The following is a 17952-nucleotide window of genomic DNA, read 5'->3' on the forward strand; positions in this document are numbered from 1 at the left end:
ACATGTGCTGAAGGCCATGACGCGACGCATCGATTGACGGCACAGAAGCCTCGAACTTGAATGACATTGCTGTCTCCAATAGTTCGGCCATTCGACCAGAACTAGCGCGCTCGGCCCCGTGCATGTCATAGTGCGGGCTTCTCAACTGTGGAGGTGGGAATGGCAACCCTGGATTCTTTGCAATCAAAAATCCGAAAACTTCAGGCGCAAGCTGATGCGCTTATCGCGAAAAAGTCGAGCGCTGTTATCGAGAAGATTCGCGAATTGATGTCAACACATGGCCTGACCACCGCTGATATCGATGCGCACACTGGCGGCAAGAAACGCGGACCGAAGCCCGGTACAAAGGCTGCGGTTTTTGCGAAGGCTTCCGCGGCGAAATATCAGGACCCGAAAACCGGTGCCACCTGGTCCGGACACGGGCGTGCTCCCGGTTGGATTGCGAACGCTAAAGACCGCAGCAGATTCCTGATTCAGGATGGCGCTGATGCCGTTGTCGCTGCGACTGGCCGCACTGTGAGCAAAGCGAAGACTGCTGTCAAGAAAGCTTCGACTGCTGGTGGCGCAACTGCTTATAAGGGACAACCCAAGGGTCCGCAGCCGGCCAAATATCGCGACCCGAAGTCCGGTGCGACATGGAGTGGGCGCGGTCCGGCGCCGGCGTGGCTAGCCGGCGCGAAAGACCGGAGGCGGTTTCTGATTGATGGTGCTAGCACGGCGGCCGATGCGAAACCGGCGGTCACGAAGGCTGTTGGGAAGAAGGCCCCGACGGTGAAGAAAACCGCTGCCAAGAAGGCCGTGAGCGCAAAGACGCCGGCTAAGAAAGCAGCAGCGAAGGACACTGTGCGGGCTGCAGTCAAGAAAGCGCCGGCGAAAAAAGCGCCACGCCAGAGCGCATCCATGCCCGCTCCAGTGGGCACAGTCGAGTCTGGGGCCGAATTGACGACCTAAACCTAGTTGTCAGGTGCCTGGTGGACCAGCGATTTTCTGATTCCACCGGGTACACCAGGTGGACGACTTTCTATTCCGCCTGTGCTGCCTGAGGTTGCGCGGCTTGCTGTTGAGCGTGCTGCTTCGCAAGGTGCCTGCCGACCATGCGGCCACCGGCCGCAACAAGGACAGCGTGGTGCCCCGCGTAATGCCCAGCGACCCTCGCCTACCACCGCACCCTTGATGCAGCCTGTTGCGTTTACCTTGTGCGGCAGCGCCGTAAGTCAAGTTGCGCTGTTTGTCACGGCGACTTTGTTTAACGCGGCGTGTGGCCATTTCTCGGATGACTGAGGTGGGCTAGTATCGCCACGTGACACCGGTGCGACGGCGGCCTCCCGGGGCGCGCCGATGGGGGTAAGGCCGCTTCGATGATGGCCATAGGCCGTTCTGCACGAATCGGAAAAAATCCGCAGGTGCGCCCTTGAAGTGGGCCTCGCCAACCATATTTATAACCAAGCGACTGAGCGGCTCGGGGTGAGCCTGCCAGTCGCTTTTTTTGCGCACACGTTCGCTGCCTTCCGCAATCCGAAGCGGCTGGCCTGCCACGACCAGAGAAAAAGCAGTAAAAATATAACAGGAGGGAGAATGGCTGACGGTATTGAGATTGATTTTCTGCCGGTGGGAACCGGCGAAAAGAGCGGTGATGCAATTGCGGTACGCTGGATTGCTGATGGCAAGTACAGGGTGATGCTGTACGACGGCGGCACAAAGGAGTATGGACGCCCTCTCGTCGAACACGTTATGAAGCACTTCAACACGAAGCACGTTGATTACGTGGTGAATTCGCACCCGGACAACGACCATGCGGGTGGGCTTCTTTACGTACTTGAAAACCTGACGGTCGGCGAACTCTGGATGCACCAGCCTTGGAACTACAGTAGCGAGATTCGCCACTACTTCCATGATGGCCGCATTACCGACGAGAGCCTTGCACAGCGATTGCGGGACAAGATGGCCGCCGCCCATGCGCTTGAAAAGATGGCCGAGGAGAAAGGCGTCAGAGTCTTCGAACCGTTCGCTGGCTCAAAAATCGGCATTTTTACGGTTCTCTCGCCCGCCAAAGACCGCTACGTCAAGGAACTCATCCCGCAGTTCGAAAAATCACCTGAGCTGAAGAAGGCCGAAGGTATGTTCGACGCCGTGGTGGATTTCGTCAAGGAAGCGGCGGGGGCTGTAGCAGACGTCTGGGATAAAGAGTTTCTGCCAGACAACGTCAAGACGTCGGCTGAGAACGAAAGCAGTGCAGTTCTCTTTGCGACTATTCGTGACCGAGGATACCTGCTCACAGGTGACGCGGGCATCGACACGCTGCGGGCATCGTCGGACTATGCAAAAAGCATTGGTGTCGATTTGCCCTCCCAGGTTGCGTTCGTCCAAATCCCGCACCACGGCGGTCGGCACAATGTATCGACTGAAACGCTGAATATGATTGTCGGCAAGCCGTTGGCTCAGGCAGTCGAGGAGCCTACGCGGTCGGCCTATGTATCCGCCGCCGCTCAGGCGCCGCGGCATCCGAAGAAGCTGGTAACGAATGCATTCAAGCGTCGGGGCTTCAAGGTGGCGCAGACGAAGGGTCAAAGTATCTGGCTGTATTCGAAAGGGATGCCGACGCGTGAAGGCTATGGGCCGCTTAATTACCTGCCGTTCTTTGCCGAGGTGGAGAAATGAGTGAAACGAAGGGAATGACCGCAGCGATTGCGGACGCCCTCTCGAAGTTCGGCGACCGCTATGACCGTAACGCGCGTCTGGCGCCGGCATTGCTGGTGCTATTACCCGCGGTCGTCGCGATTATCGCGCTCTACGGCAAATCACTCGGCGTGCTCGGCACCATTGTGACGACTATCGGTGTATGCGGTGGCTGGAGCCTGCTAGCTGACTTTGCGCGCAGTCGAGGGAAATCGCGCGAAAAGGCGATGTGGGCAAAGTGGGGCGGTCCGCCGAGTAACCAGATGCTGCGGCACTCCGATACAACATTCGACGAGGTTTCGAAGGCGCGATACCACGCGATGCTCGCGAAGAAAATCGGCAAGAAGTTTCCGACGGCGGCGGAGGAAGCAAAAAATCCGGCTGCCGCCGACGGGGTGTATGCGTCTGCCGGAAACTGGCTTCGCGAGGCGACTCGCGATGAGAAGAAGTATCGCCTCTTGCTGAATGACAACATCGCTTACGGTTTCAGGCGGAACGGGCACGCGCTGCGCCGGCTTGGCATTCTGGTCTGCGTATGCGTTATCTCGTGGACGCTCCTTCGACACGGCTTGTCGCCGCTTTTCGACCGTTTGCACAAGACGGCCGATGCTGAGGCACTCTTCTCCGGCGGGGAGTGGATATCACTTGGCATTGCAGTGATTATGCTGTTTGCATGGATTGGGTTCTTTACAGAGGAAACGGTCCGAAGCGCGGCGTTTTCCTACGCACACAAGCTTGTAGTCGCCTGCGAAAGCCTTTTTTCAGCGCAAACGGCGAAAGCGTCTACGAAAGAGAAGGCGGACAGTACGTCCAAATCGACCAACGCAGGCGCGAGCGCACGCAAGACGTCCAGTGAGGCCCCCGGAGAAGATGGCGCGTCGCAAGGTGTGAAAGGTCGACGGTCAACTCGGTCCGCGAGGTCGCAAACTGACCCGCAGTGACCTTACGACAAGCGCAACGAGCTTACCCCTATCGGCGCGACGTTAGCGCGAAGCGGCAATGTGTTCCGTCCGGCTCATTGCCGCGAGTTGATTGTGTTACACTGAAAAATACCACATCTAGTGGTCATGCAGCGAATTTGTGGCGTATTTTGTAGAGATGACTAAAATAAGGGGCCGAACGCCGTGCCGCTTCTGACACATTCAGGGTGCGACAGGAGCCTAAAACACGTCTTGATACAGGGGTTATCGGTGACACCGCAAATCACTTTTTTTCCCGTCGGCAACGGGGACATGACACTCATCCGCCTGTCGAGCGGCCGCAAGATTCTTATCGACGTAAACATTCGCCAACCGGGGGACGATGTTCGCGACGTCTTGAAAGACCTTCGCGAAATGCTTGACGAGGACGCGGAGGGTCGCCCATATGTTGACGTGATGGTTCTCAGCCATCCGGACCAGGACCATTGCCGCGGGCTGCGTGAGCATTTTCATATGTCACCGCTGTCGGATTACCCGACAACAGGCACGCCGTCGAAAATCGTCGTTCGTGAAATGTGGTCTTCGCCGCTGATTTTCCGGCGGGCTTCGAAGTACCACACGCTGTGCGATGACGCTAAGGCATGGAACACGGAGGCGAAGCGCCGTGTTCGCCTCTTCGAAGAAGAGGGAATGGGCGAGGATGGAGACCGCGTTCTTATCCTCGGTGAGGACGCCGATGGCAAGACCGACAATCTCGGCCAAATCGTTATCAAAACGGACTCCACGGTTACTCGGGTCGCCGGCCACGCGGAGACAAATTTCAGCGCCTTGTTGCTCGCGCCGATGAACGCAGACAACGAAGAAGATGCTGAAAAGCTCTCGAAGAATGAGTCAAGCGTCATCATGAACTACTCCATCGGCACTGGCGCAAAGTCCGATGCGGTGAAATTCCTCTCGGGTGGCGATGCCGAAGTCTACATCTGGGAAAAGCAATGGAAGCGGCACAAGAACAAGCCGCATGTGCTGCAATACGACCTGCTTTCGACTCCGCACCATTGTTCGTGGCATACGTTGTCGTACGACAGCTGGAGCGAGAAGAAGGAAGGCGCCAAGGTGTCTCCGGACGCGCGCGATGCGCTCTCTCAGACGCGGCCGGGCGCGTACCTCGTGGCAAGCAGTTGTCCCATCAAGGACGACGATAACGACCCGCCTTGCATCCGCGCGAAGCGGGAGTACGTAGCTATCGCGAAAGATGCTTCGGGCACCTTCATCAACACGTCGACTCATCCGAACGAGAAGAAGCCTGAGCCGATGACATTCGAAGTTACGTCGGGTGGCGTGAAGGCGAAATGGAAAACGTCGGTTGAGCCGCGTGCGGCTGTTGCATCGGTTTTGGCGACCAAACCGCTTTCCCATGGCCGATGAATTTGATGCGCAGGTGACGCCGGCTATCCGTGGGGCGATTGAGACGCTGAAGGCGCATCCGGCAGTGCTGGATGCCCAGGTAATCGGCGAACGTAACGGCGTGTGGGCCGTCATAGCGCACATTTCGGTGAATCTGCCATCGCGCGCGGCGGCTGCCGGCCGAAGCGAAAACGGCGTTCTGGCGTCTGAAGAAGTACTGGTCGCGTTCCCTGCGAATTTCCCGACCGCTGCGCCTCGATTCACGTTGCGAGCGGATTTTCCGACGAACCTGCCGCACATATATCCCCACTCTGCGGGCGACCCTGTGCCGCCATGCATTACCGTCGGCGACCAGCGAGACATTTTGCACGATGAAGGCATCTACCGCCTCATCGTGCAGCTTTCCGACTGGCTCGACAGGGCAGCCATTGATGAACTGACCAACAATGAGCAGGGTTGGGAACCGAGTCGGCGAGACGCGAAGTTCAACGTCCTGCAGATTGACCCAGACTCGCTTGTACCGTCGAATCCGCCCGGTCCGCCGTTGGGCGGCTGGCGCATGTTCATGTGCCCCACGCTGTCTTGGGACGACCGAACCATGTCGTTGACATGGAAAGGCTACATGCACAAAGGTGGCTTATCGTCAGAGTGGATGGCGAAAACTGTTCAGCAGCAAAAGACGTGGGAGCGTGGCCTGGACGGCGTCGCGCCCATACTTGTGTGCTGGCCGACGTCTGGCGGACCGAACGGCGCACCGGTTGATATCACGTACAAAGCCGATACGGTGCAGACTCTCGCGCAGATGGCCGCGCGTGCGACAGAGCTAGGCTGTCGTGTCTCGGTCGATGACTTCGTGAGCAACTTCAACCGGCTAGTCGTCAATGAGCGGAACCGCGGTCGTCTTCATATCTTCTTCGTCTTTCCGATTCGTCGCCCAATCCACATCATCGGGCAGAAAACGCCCTACGAGATGCTGGCATATCGTGTCGAGCTTGCGATGCCTGAAAGACTCGATGTGGGCAGCGACAAGCCCGTTACGATGATTGCATTCAACACGCCTATTGGTGCGGCGCTGTTGAAGAGGACGTCGGGGTTGTCAGAGAGGTCAACGGCGCAATATGTCTTCGCCGGCTGCGGCAGCCTCGGGTCGAAGCTTGTAATGCATGTCGCTCGTGCCGGTATTCGACCGTCTTTGCTGATTGACAGCAAGATTGTTGTTGCGCATAACGCGGCTCGGCACACTTTGTTGCCCGACGATGTGGCCCGGCTAAGTGGCAAAGCCCGCCGCCTTTCGCAGATTGTCGCGTCCTTCGGACGAAGGGCACCGACGATATTCGAGGATGACCTGCGCAAGCTCGATTTCACGGACATACGATACCGCGGCGCCTTTGCGGGAGATGAGGCGTTCGTCGTGAATACGACTGGTTCGCCCGCAGTCCGGAATTTCCTTACGCAAGCCCCGATTTCCGCTCGCGTTGTCGAAGCGGCGTTGGTCAACCGCGGACACGCCGCGTTCATGACGATAGAAGGACCTCAACGGACCCCCACTTCTACGGAACTCATGTACCACTGCTATGAACGCATGCGCAAGGCAGGAATATTGCGTTCGTCCGAAGATGCTGAAAACCATACACTCGACATTGGTGTCGGCTGTCACTCAGTCACGATTGCGATGTCGGATGCGCGTGTTTCGCTTGTGGCAGCTGGCGTTGGGCAGAAGCTCCTGCAGATTGATGATGCTGGCCGCCCGCCAACCGGTATCGCGGCGCTTGCCATGATTGGCGACGACGGGATGTCCATCCAGTGGAACAGTGACTCGGTTGGCGCGACTCAAATCGCCAAAGTCTACGACTCCAATGAGTGGACGGTTCGAGTTCTGGATGCTGCCCACCGACAGATTGTCGATAACGTCGCTCAGTACCCGGGTCTTGAAAGCGGTGGGCTTATCGTCGGTAGCGTATCTGTGCTGACACGCGAGATTTTCATCACCGGTACGATTCCGGCTCCGTCAGACAGTCAACGCTCGGCAGCGCGATTCGTTTTGGGAGTAGAAGGTAGGGAAGACGCCATCCGTCGCTATCAGGCCTCTGCGAACGGTACGCTGTGGTGCCTTGGCACGTGGCATAGTCATTTGCAACCGAGCGGCCCTTCTCAGATGGACCGCGACACGGCAGCTCTTCTTGATGGTCAGTTGAAGCACGCAGCAGTCTTGCTCATCCGGCACCCCGAAGGGTATGCTGCGCTCGTTCGTGAAGGCAGTGCAAATTAGAACTCGAACGGACAACTTCCGGGGTCAACCATGTTCTATCTCATTGTCGCGTATCTGGCTGCAACAGCTGTGACCAGCGCGGCCGGCATTGCCGCCATTCTCGTCGGCGCGCTGCCGACGTGGGCGGCGGTACTACGCATCGGCCTGCTTTGCTGTTTGTCCGGAGGTATCGGCGGCGCCCTATACTGCATCCGTGCAGTGTACGTGAACAGGAGCGTGCATGACCGCTGGTCCGCCGACTGGTATTGCTGGTATTTCCTCCGTCCGTTTGCCAGTATCATCTGCGGCGGAGCGGGTTACCTTTTTCTGAAGGCTGGACTTCTCGTTCTGGATGCCGGTAGCAAGCCCGGTGGTTCGCATATCGGCTATCTCGCATTTGCGTTCATAGCCGGACTGAACGTCGATAAGTTCGTGTCAAAGATTGAAGACATCGCCCAGACCACGTGGGGCATTGAGAAGTCTCGTGCTCGCCAAGACATGAGCAAACCTGCTGGCACCATTGAACAATCGTCGGGTCAGGCGCAGGACCAGGGTCTCAGCCCTCGTCCAACCGCGCGAAATCAAGCTCTACCGTGAAAGCATCTAGGTCTTCGGGTGCTTTTGTGCAGGAATCGGCTAAGTCAAGCCAGAAAGGCCATCCGCTTTTCAGATATCGCAGTCTCACTGCGGGCGCCTCTCCGAACTCCAAGCTAATCGTGTCGATGCCGCCTACGCCGTACGCCGAGCGTTGCTCTGCTTGTTCGAAGTCTGTACTCTCATGTCCGCAGAGGTCGCTGACGAGCGATGAACCGGCTGACCAACTGACTGCTTCCCGGTTGATTATTCTTCGCTAGACGGTGCTGCTGGCAACGCACGATTCCAGAGGACCGTCCTGTCGAGTCGCACCCTGCCGGTTACATGTAATGCGACAAGACAGCGGACAAACTACGCTCTAACTTTTCGAATTGCTGGACGACGTGAATGGTCCTTGGCTCGTACTCTAGGTGCGAGCACCTACGATAGCGTCCTCGACCGCGAGTCTCTCCTATGCTCAAAGGCTAGTCGCGGGAACCTTAGGTATCTGATTCGGCAATTTTTTTCCCGCCGCCAATCCCGGGCATCCTGTCGTAAATGTCGTAGTGGACATGCTCGACCGTCGCATGCACTTGATTTCCATTTTGAATATCATCTACGCGGAGATACACCGTGCCGCCGATAAATAAACTGATATTTGAGCGCGCTTGCTCCATTTGACGTGCCAGCGCCTCATCACCGACCTTCAGATGGGTAAATGCATCGGGGGTGCTAATGTATAGTTGCACCCCTTGTCGGTTGCCGTAGACCGTTTGACCAAATGGAGTCAAGGGGAAGCTCTTTGTGTCGAAATCGTATGGCTTGATTGCGAAAGTTGCGACGTTGAGTGCATTGCTTCCGTTCGTCGTCGGTGACGCGCCAAACGGAACAGAGTAGTACTTTTGTGCAGCATAGTGCTGCATATTCGTCTGAATTCGCGGCCATTCTGTTGCAATCAAATCATGCTTCTTGAACGCGTCGTGTTCGTTGTAATACTGTGGCGAGAAGAGATTGAGTAGCTCTTCCTGAGCAGGCTGACCTGTCGCATGAGTGATTGCAACATACGTCAGCCACGTTCCGTCAGTCCGGTCAACCTGCTCGTAGCTTGCGAGTGGAGTGTTCTCCGACTGGCTATTGGGAAGTTGATGAGCTACGGCATTTGGTACTGGAGCGGCAGTCTCCGCAGCGGTAGCAACTTTCGGCGGAGAAGCTGGCGCGGTAGCCTTGGCACTATCGTCATTCTTACCACAAGCAGCAAGCCCCATCAAGGACAGCGTGACAACAAGATTTCTTACCTTCAACTGAACCCCCAAAGTGTGGCAATGAACAAACAGAGCAAACAAACTTACCGTACCGATTGCGGGCGGCGCCGATAATGCCTTGACTATCGACGGCGGTGCACGGCGACTTCGATGACTACTCAAAGTACGGCGTTCAGAAGCCAAGAGCCGTCTGACTTGATGAATTCATATGTGAGACCCTGGCTCTCGCCGCTCTCCGGGCTGTAGTAAACGGCCCTGAAGGTGAATGCGTTCAGGGACTTCTGTGTCCACGAATCGGTTCGCAATACGCTCAAACAGCGGTTCTTTGGGGCATACCTCATGCTGCTGTACGGCGCTGGAATATAGCCATTCCCAAGCTGTGCTGAGGTATACATGCTAAGGACACGAGAGGCATTCCAGTCGTGATAACAGGCTGATTTTGACATCACAGCCACTAGAACCGGCTGGGCGGAACCAACCATGCCGCGGAGCCCAGCATCTCTTGATGATAGCGATGCACTGATTGCGTCGCGCATCTGCCCCTGCTGCTCCACTGATAGCGAGGGTCCAAAGATAGACGGTGTACTCCCTCCCGAGGGAGCCATAGCTTGATTCACTTGCGCCAGACCGTTGTTCAAGCTTTGCAAAGCAGTGCCGGTCTCGGCACACGCCGTCAACGTAAATGCAGCTGCCACTACCGACAATCGGAAACCGATGCTCACATTAACCCTCGTTATTGTTGAAAAGGCGACGACGACGTTAACGGCAACAGCGGGGAATATCTTTAGCCCACTTGACGGTCAATCTTTGCAATTGCCAAATAAAGCAAGTTGGCGCTTGGGGCGGAGTTGAGTAACCGGTTGAGTGAAGACATAATTGCACCGCGTCGCCGGGGGCGGCGCAGTTGGTCTAAGCAAGACGCATAAAAAATGGGAATTAGAAAATGAAGAAATTGATTGTTTTCGCCTTGTCTGCAGTTGCACTGCTTGCAGTGTCCGGTTGTGGAAGCAAAAAAGATGCGAATAAGAGCAATTTCGCGGACGCTATTCAAGATTATCTCAACACGACGAAGGGTGTTTGCGTCGCATTACCGAGAAAGGAAGCACCGTTCGCACTCGAGAAGAAGGGAGGGTTCTTTTTCGCTCATGAACCTGAGAAAGCAGCCGCGCTGGTGAACGCTGGCCTGCTGTCGGCGGGCGAAACAGAGGTACCTTCGGTCTTTCCAAATCAGAAAATTCCCGCCACTCAATATACATTGACCGATGAAGGAAAGAAGTATCTCGTCAAAGGCGGCTCGGGAAACTTCGGCGGCTTCGATGCTTTCTGCGGTGGTAAATACAAGGTGAAGGAGGTGGTGAATTTCACCGAGCCGGCCGACATGTTTGGTACGAAGATTTCGCAAGTGAACTATTCTTTGATTGTCGAGGATGCTCCAAGCTGGGTTACGCAGCCGGCGATTCAGGCAGCGTATCCCGATGTCAAAGCGGGTCTCGGGGAGCCAGTTCCGTCCAAGGCCGTTCTGGTTGCAACCAGTGAGGGATGGATGCACGAACGTCTGTTTAAGAGCAAAGGCGGCTGATTGCCCTTCCGGGGTGTTGTAACGCTCCGATTAGGGGACTAATGGGGCCGATGGCCTTGGGGCGCTGGCTCGTAACTACATCTTCAGTCGCCAGCGCCGATAGGCAGTGGGGGGTTAGTGGATTGGACGCAACGCGCTGCTGCGTCCGGCCTCCGGGGGCATGCATGAAGACATGCCTACCACCCTGCGTTGAACGCAACACTCCCGGACCGTGCAGGGAGCCGAACTCGCCGTTGCGGACGCGCCCCAGTATCAATTACGTCTCGCCCAGCCTGGATGCAACATGTCGTACGCGGTTGAAAATCCTACGATTGCAGAAGTGCTAGACCTTCGGACAGGAGAGCATTGTTCTGCCGCCGATGTCATCGGCGATGATTACGCGAAGGCCATCGAATTACGGATGGCCATCAAAACCAGCCAGAAGATGGAGAGGCCGTTGTATGCGTGCCCTTTGTGCGGTGTGGCCGTCTATCTTGTCGCGCGTGCAGACAAGCGTCAGTTTCACTTTCGTCACGAATACGAAGATGGCAGTTGCGCCGCGGTGACGCGGGCGGAACTCACTCACGCTGAAATTAGGGCTCGCAAATACAATGGCGCTAAGGAAAGCGAGCTTCATCGCAGGATGAAGGCATGGGTTGTCCGATGCATGCGGCTTGACACGCGTTTCACACACATTGTCACAGAGAAGCGCCTGAGGAACGCGCTGACCGGGGAGTGGCGCCAGCCCGATGTGAGCGCCTGCTTTGAGAGGCGACCAGTCGTGGTCGAGGTCCAGTTGTCCACCACGTTCCTCGATGTCATCGCTGAACGGCGAATCTTTTACCTTGAGCAGGGCGCGATGTTGCTTTGGGTGTTCGCGAACTTTGAGCTCAACGGCCGGCGACTGACGGCCGACGACGTCTTCTTCAACAATAACCAGAACGCGTTCGTTGTGAACGCACGTACCGTCCTTGCGTCGCAGAATGCGAAACGGTTCATGCTGGGGTGCATCTGGGCCGACCCGGCCTCGGTCGCCAATGATTTTAAGCTTCGCCGCAAGCTCGTCGGTTTTGACGAGCTTACGTTTGACGCGGCGGAGCAGCGTGTCTTCTATTTCGACTACCGCGCTGAGAAAGAACGCCTTGTGAATGAGCGTGAGAGCGAGCGAGTTGCAGAAGCGCTCGGGACGTTCCGAGGTTACTTCGAATGGTATTGGAATCAATATTCTAGCTATGGGCCGAACGGCCTGGAAGACGAGTGGGACAACCTCCATCGACGCAGCGCCTACACGCCAGTAGTTCTGCCAATGCTTCCCGCGGGCCTTCCGCGTGCGCTCCTTGATGCGCTTTATTCGGCGAAATATGGACATCCGGTTGGCTGGCGTTTCAAGAACCTTCTCGAAGTCGCGCACCAGGTTGAGGCCAAGCACAAGGAGATATTCCAGTTTTTCTTGCGTGCGCTAACTGTCTTCGGACGAATGCAGGGACTGCTCGACCAAGACAAGACCGGCAAGTGGCGCAAGAAGCTGGCCGCCTATCGCGAAGCGCGCGAGGCCAGCGCTGCCGACGCATACAAGTTGGACACCACACACGCAGCCTTGATAATTATACTTTTTCCTGACCTCAAAAAGCACGGCAAAAGCTAGCCGTGACATCGAGACTTCGCATCTGAAAACGTAGTGCCCTGATGGCGCTTACCATTCCATTGCGGCGGCGGCGAGCGTGCAGGTGGTCGTGAGAATCATCGATGCTTCTCGTCGGCTGTAAATTTCGGGACGCCGGGTTCGTCGACGTGATGGTGCGAGGTGGCTGTAACTGCGAACTGACTCAAAGATTGCGAGCGCTCTCTGGAGTTTCGAGTGCTCCCGAGCCCGTGCTGGTTTGCTCGCGCGAGCGATAAGCACCGAATCCCGCCTTTCCATTATGACCGCAAGGCTGTGCAACGCTTGGCGGCAGGCGCTCATCACGGCAGCCGTAGGCAGCGCGGTCATACAGGCATGCCAACTTGCGGAATGCCGTCGTAGTTCGAGTTGCTGAAATGGTCGGGCTGACCCACAAGGAACGCGTGGATGACCTCGGGAGCCGGCGCCTCGTGACGGCCATGCGAGACGCGCGGCCTTGCTAGCAGAAGAGTGACCGGAGGAGTATCCGGCTGGCTGAGGGTTGCTGACGCCGCGTGCGCCGCGACGTCAGTCCCCGATACCGCAGGCAAAGCGCCGCGTAGGACGTGGGCGCAGTCATCAATGCCGGGCAGTGCTTTCAATTGTTTGCTTGCCCGGCAGACGCGTCCGACGCACGGCCTCTGATGAATCCGCGTTTCGGGCCGCGATGAAACCGCGCTGATATGCGTATCCGATACCCGCAATCGGTTTTGGAATCAATGACGGTGGCTAGCGTTCGGACGAGGGGTGGGCTGCTTACTGCGCTTCCCCGACAAGCTTTGTGCCGTCCGCGTAGACGAGCGTATCCGGCTCGAATCTGGTTTTGTACTTGCCCTCTTCCAAATTCCACACCGCTTTCTGTTCTGATATGAATTCGTTGTAGTCGCGAGTCCCTTCCCACACGTAGTCCTGCCCCGGCGCAATGGTTTCGGCAATCTTGAAGCCGACTCGACCGACTTCCTTGTCGAAGATGTCAATGAATACAAGGTCACCGGAGACACCGGCAAGGGCTTTCTCTGACTTGTTCTTGACACCGATTCGAAAGGTTTGCTGGTCACTGAAGCGCCCGACCTGGTAATCTTTGAACCGCTCGCCTTTCTCCAGTAGGGTGACTGTGACTGCCTGATTGATGCGCGCCAACGCTTCCTCATGCTCCTTCTGGAGCTTCTCCTTCAACGCCGCCTCTTCGGCCTCCTTCTCTTTCTGCGCCGCAATCCATTTACGCTGTTCCTCGATTGCCTGACCGAGCGTCATGCCAACCGGGATACCGCCCTTGGCTCCAAAGACCTCACTCATCTTTACTCGCACAAGGTAGCCTGCGGCGAGCTTGCGGTCTTCTTCACTGAGCTTTTGCATGCTCGGCGCAAGCTTGGTATCCCAGCTTGCCGTGTCGGATGGAATTACGGTTTCGGTCGGCTGGCTGCAGCCTGCGAACAGCGTAATAAGACTTGCGGCGACGAGCGCCGCGCGGATTTTTGCGCGCATGAATTCCCCCGAGTGTTCGCTTGGTTCTTGCCTGCAGTGGCTCTTTTAAGCTTTCGTTTAGCAAACAGAAGCGAAGTCTATCCGAGATTTCGGGGCTTTATCAAGTACATCGGATATCAGGCACTGCAACCGACGTCGAGTTGGTCACGCGAGAACTTGGCATGCGGGACGAGATGCGCGAACGCTTGCGACGCGCGCGCGACAGGACGGCTTGCGCGCAATCGCTTTTGGCATCAATGCGGGCGGGAGCAAGAGGGTGAAGTGCGCCGAAGCGGGGGCGCGAACGCGGATGGGGACTGTGGAATTGCTGGCAAGGGGGAGGCCGGAAGACTATCCGACCGGGGCGGTGGAATTCTTTGTGTTAAATGGTGCGCGCCGCACTACAGAAGCCAAAAACTCGCGTGATTCTTCTTGACGGCCGACTGGCCGCGGCGTTTTGACGTGATGGACGACGGTCACGTTCCTCGAGGGTCTCAGGGCGGTGACGGGCGGGCGGCAGCACGATACTGTATGCATATGCAGTGCATGTGTGATTTGCTAGCGTATGAACCCCGCGTGGCCGGAGACGACGACGCGTGAAGAGCGCGGCTTCATATATGTAGGCGCGCTTGAAATGCGAGGTGAGTTGATTAGGACCTAAGCTCAGCGCGTACATGCAACAAACTCGGCTGCCGACCGATGTTCAGCCATGTCTGGCGGGGCTTTGAGGGAAATGGCCCGTGCGACATCTGTTGGGTGCACTGAGATAGATGTGCGACACCGGTAGGGTGTACATCGCTTCCTTGCGGCCTTTTGGCGCAGCCGCCTCCTCTCAAAATCTGGTCGAAAACGCCCTAAAGCGACACGAGTAGGGTGCACTTCGCGACATCAGTAGCGTAAATCCACATTAGGGCTCGACAGCATGGATATAGGCGTGCTGCTGCAGCACCGCCTTGCGTCCTATGTGAAGGCTTCGAGGACGACCTCAAAATAAGTTGGGTAGTGGACCACCATCTGCCCGATGGCCGCACGATGAGCCGATTTTGCCGGCGTGAAGTAGTCCAGAGTGTGACTTTCCCCTGAACTGCATCACGTAACCACTGGGCAATAACTCTGTCGGCGAATCCCACGGCGGCTTGCGCGCAAAAGTTGCTGGAAACAATGCAGGAGGTTGCCGGCAACGGAAGTGAAACGGGCGCGTCGGGAGCGCCGCTGGCGGAGGGCATGGCCGAAAGCGATTTGGGAGTAATCGCTGCGGCGGTGCGGGAGGCGGAATAGCTGGCGGAAGGGTGGCCGGAAGACTATCCGGCCGGGGTGACGGAGTGGTTCATAGCTGACGGACTAGCCGTGCCCCGAACAGGCGACACCGCTGCCATTTCGACGGCCATGCGACGTTGGAGGCCCTCGCCGTCTTCTTGGAAGCAAAAAAACGGAAGACCGGTTGCAAACAAAGGGCGCTGAAAATCGCGTCAGCGCCCTTCGATGATTAGTTTCGTTTACGCCTTGTTGCGTAAAGCTGTGCGGCTACGAACGCAACCGTAAAAGGAACTTTTTCGGGGAACCGTAAAAGAAACTATTCCATGTCAGCACCAGCGGGAACTCGGAAACTCTCGCGCCTCCACGGTCACCGAGTTCGCCAGATTTCTCGAACCATCGAACGCGTCTTGAACATCGTCCGGCTCACCGTCTGTGATGTCGTCTTCGCAAGGTTTCCGACCACGCGCGGGCGGGAACCATTTATCAATTGCGCTCAATGCCGCTTGAGCTCACGCCCGCGTCAGCGCCTACAGGCTCCGGCTGACCTCTGAGAGAGCGCTCAATAGCCGAGCTTTGGGTCAAATTTTCAGGCGAAACCGGTGCGGTTCGGATTTCATCGCCTTTCAGGCCGATGACATTCTGGCACCAGAAATAGCCTATCCCTGGGGGGTAAGTGAGAGGCGTGAAAACGCATTAGGCGTCAACAACGCGAAGAAGACTTTCAGCCTTGTGCACCAAGGCTTAGCGAGGGAAAGAGCCCCCTCGCAAACAGCTTTCGACCACCACTTCTGGAAGCTTTCTATTTAGGCGGGACACAAAGAACGCTATACGGTAGCGGAGAAGCGTTCCGTGAACGTAACCCCTACGCGATTGCTCTCAGAGCCGGGGGGCGTGAGACCGACTTTTTGACCGATTACACACTACCCAGTAGAAGTGTTCCGTGGCCCGTCCAGCAAGCGTTTGAGCCAAATTTCGACCCCCTACACGGAACGCTTTTACAAGAGGTCGCGGAACACTTTCATTTGGTGCGAACAACATCCTCGATGACAAGGACAGGCCTCACTCCACCGTCACCGACTTCGCCAGGTTGCGCGGCTTATCCACATCCGTGCCTCGCGCACACGCCGTGTGATACGCCAGCAACTGCAGCGGCACCACGTGCAGAATCGGCGACAGCAAGCCGTAGTGCTCCGGCATCCGGATCACGTGCAGACCTTCGTCATTCACGATCTTCGTATCCGCGTCCGCGAACACATAAAGTTCGCCGCCCCGCGCGCGCACTTCCTGAATATTCGACTTCAGCTTCTCCAGCAGCGCGTCATTCGGCGCCACCGTCACCACCGGCATCGCTTCAGTCACGAGCGCCAGCGGACCGTGCTTCAGTTCGCCGGCCGGATACGCTTCCGCGTGAATATAGGAAATCTCCTTGAGCTTCAACGCGCCTTCGAGCGCGATCGGGTAATGCAGCCCGCGTCCGAGGAACAACGCATGTTCCTTGCGCGAAAACTCTTCCGACCACGCGATGATCTGCGGCTCCAGCGCCAGCACGCTATTCAACGCGGCCGGCAAGTGACGCAGCAGTTTCAGATACTCGGCTTCCTGCTCCTGGGTCACCTGCCCACGCAGCTTCCCGAGCGTCGCGGCCAGCACGAACAGCGCAACCAGTTGCGTCGTGAAGGCCTTCGTCGACGCCACGCCGATCTCGCGACCCGCATGCGTCAGGAACGACAATTCCGTTAGGCGCACCATCGCGCTCGTGCCGACATTGCATACCGACAGCGTATGTTTATGCCCCAGCGCCTGCGCATGCTTGAGCGCCGCCAGCGTGTCGGCCGTTTCGCCCGACTGCGAGATCACCACGACCAGCGACTTCGGATTCGGCACCGACTCACGGTAGCGATACTCGCTGGCAATTTCCACCTGGGTCGGAATCTTCGCGACCGACTCGAGCCAGTACTTCGCGGTCAGCCCCGAGTAGTAGCTCGTGCCGCACGCCAGAATCAGCAGGTTGTCGATGTCCGCGAAGACCTTGTCGGCGCCCTCGCCGAATAGCGATGCGTCGAACGAATCGGCTTGCGGGATCGTGTCGGTAATCGCACGCGGCTGCTCGAAAATTTCCTTCTGCATGAAGTGACGATACGGGCCGAGTTCGACCGCGCCGCCATATGCCGCGACCTGGCGCACTTCGCGCTGCGCTTCGTTGCCGTCCCGATCGGCGATACGCACGCCTTCGAGCGACAGTTCGCAGACGTCGCCTTCTTCCAGGAAGATGAAGCGTTCGGTGCTGCCGGCAAGCGCCAGCGCGTCCGAAGCGAGGAAGTTCTCACCGTTGCCGAGTCCCACTACCAGCGGCGAACCTTGCCGCGCGCCGACCACCGTATGCGGCTGATCCTTATGCAGCACCGCGATCGCGTACGCGCCGTGCAATTGCATGACGGCTTCACGCACCGCCGCGAACAGGTCGCCGCGATACAGGCTGTTAATCAGGTGGGCAATAACCTCTGTATCGGTCTGCGAGACAAACACGTAGCCCTTGCCCCGCAGCATTTCACGCAGCGATTCGTAGTTCTCGATGATGCCATTGTGTACCAACGCGAGCTCATCTTTCGAGAAGATCGGGTGGGCGTTGTCAGTCACCGGCGCGCCGTGCGTCGCCCAGCGCGTATGCGCAATGCCCGTGATGCCATCCAGGTGGCTTTCGTGCACCTGCTCGTCCAGATCGGCAACGCGCGCGACGCTGCGCGCACGACGCGGCCCGCTGTCGCCGAGAACGGCCACGCCGCAGGAATCGTAGCCGCGATACTCGAGGCGACGCAGTCCTTCGATCAGGACGGGAACGATATTACGTTGCGCAACCGCGCCGACAATGCCGCACATGGCTTATTCCTTTTCAGTAACGAGATTCAGGGAGCGCGCTTCGTGCGCGCGTC

11 protein-coding genes are annotated in these 17952 nt (G+C 57.4%); 8 read left to right on the forward strand and 3 right to left on the reverse strand.

Translation table 11 applies throughout. The features are described 5' to 3' along the window. Positions 1 to 159: 159 nt before the first annotated feature. The 6 genes from B0G76_RS33255 to B0G76_RS33280 all read left to right on the forward strand — a co-directional run bounded on the left by B0G76_RS33255 (position 160) and on the right by B0G76_RS33280 (position 7845). Positions 160 to 951 carry an H-NS family nucleoid-associated regulatory protein gene (locus B0G76_RS33255; RefSeq protein ID WP_120297069.1) on the forward strand — a complete coding sequence of 264 codons (792 nt, stop codon included), beginning with the start codon at positions 160 to 162 and terminating at the stop codon, positions 949 to 951. Positions 952 to 1416: 465 nt separating this feature from the next. Further along, entirely contained in the window at positions 1417 to 2658 is a 1242-nt protein-coding gene (locus B0G76_RS33260) for a ComEC/Rec2 family competence protein (RefSeq protein ID WP_183082257.1), read from the forward strand. Continuing rightward, positions 2655 to 3617 carry a hypothetical protein gene (locus B0G76_RS33265; RefSeq protein WP_183082258.1) on the forward strand — a complete coding sequence of 321 codons (963 nt, stop codon included), beginning with the start codon at positions 2655 to 2657 and terminating at the stop codon, positions 3615 to 3617. The genes B0G76_RS33260 and B0G76_RS33265 overlap by 4 nt, the downstream gene beginning before the upstream one ends. 249 nt (positions 3618 to 3866) lie before the next feature. Then, positions 3867 to 5021: a metallohydrolase gene (locus tag B0G76_RS33270; RefSeq protein WP_120297071.1), complete on the forward strand. Its 1155-nt coding sequence runs from the start codon at positions 3867 to 3869 to the stop codon at positions 5019 to 5021. Continuing rightward, complete coding sequence (locus B0G76_RS33275) at positions 5011 to 7269, forward strand: Mov34/MPN/PAD-1 family protein (protein WP_120297072.1); 2259 nt, start codon at positions 5011 to 5013, stop codon at positions 7267 to 7269. Before B0G76_RS33270 ends, B0G76_RS33275 begins: the two co-directional genes overlap by 11 nt. 30 nt (positions 7270 to 7299) lie before the next feature. Next, positions 7300 to 7845, forward strand: coding sequence for a hypothetical protein (locus B0G76_RS33280; protein WP_183082259.1), 546 nt, complete (start codon positions 7300 to 7302; stop codon positions 7843 to 7845). 476 nt (positions 7846 to 8321) lie between these two features. Here B0G76_RS33280 and B0G76_RS33285 read toward each other — a convergent pair whose 3' ends face one another. After that, positions 8322 to 9266: a hypothetical protein gene (locus B0G76_RS33285; RefSeq protein ID WP_147394125.1), complete on the reverse strand. Its 945-nt coding sequence runs from the start codon at positions 9264 to 9266 to the stop codon at positions 8322 to 8324. Between the two features lie 760 nt (positions 9267 to 10026). Here B0G76_RS33285 and B0G76_RS33295 point away from each other — a divergent pair. Both B0G76_RS33295 and B0G76_RS33300 read left to right on the forward strand, forming a co-directional pair. Next, on the forward strand, positions 10027 to 10662 hold the full coding sequence (locus B0G76_RS33295) for a hypothetical protein (protein WP_120297075.1): 636 nt from the start codon (positions 10027 to 10029) through the stop codon (positions 10660 to 10662). A 283-nt stretch (positions 10663 to 10945) separates the two neighbouring features. Further along, a complete protein-coding gene (locus B0G76_RS33300; protein ID WP_147394126.1) occupies positions 10946 to 12286 on the forward strand; it encodes a DUF6035 family protein in 1341 nt (446 codons plus the stop codon). Positions 12287 to 13057: 771 nt separating this feature from the next. Here B0G76_RS33300 and B0G76_RS33305 read toward each other — a convergent pair. Together B0G76_RS33305 and glmS are read right to left on the reverse strand one after the other, a co-directional pair. Beyond that, on the reverse strand, positions 13058 to 13786 hold the full coding sequence (locus B0G76_RS33305; protein WP_120297077.1) for a hypothetical protein: 729 nt from the start codon (positions 13784 to 13786) through the stop codon (positions 13058 to 13060). 2295 nt (positions 13787 to 16081) lie between these two features. Then, on the reverse strand, positions 16082 to 17899 hold the full coding sequence (glmS, locus tag B0G76_RS33310) for a glutamine--fructose-6-phosphate transaminase (isomerizing) (RefSeq protein ID WP_120297078.1): 1818 nt from the start codon (positions 17897 to 17899) through the stop codon (positions 16082 to 16084). Positions 17900 to 17952 lie beyond the last annotated feature (53 nt).

It is taken from the genome of Paraburkholderia sp. BL23I1N1 (assembly GCF_003610295.1).
GTDB lineage: Bacteria > Pseudomonadota > Gammaproteobacteria > Burkholderiales > Burkholderiaceae > Paraburkholderia.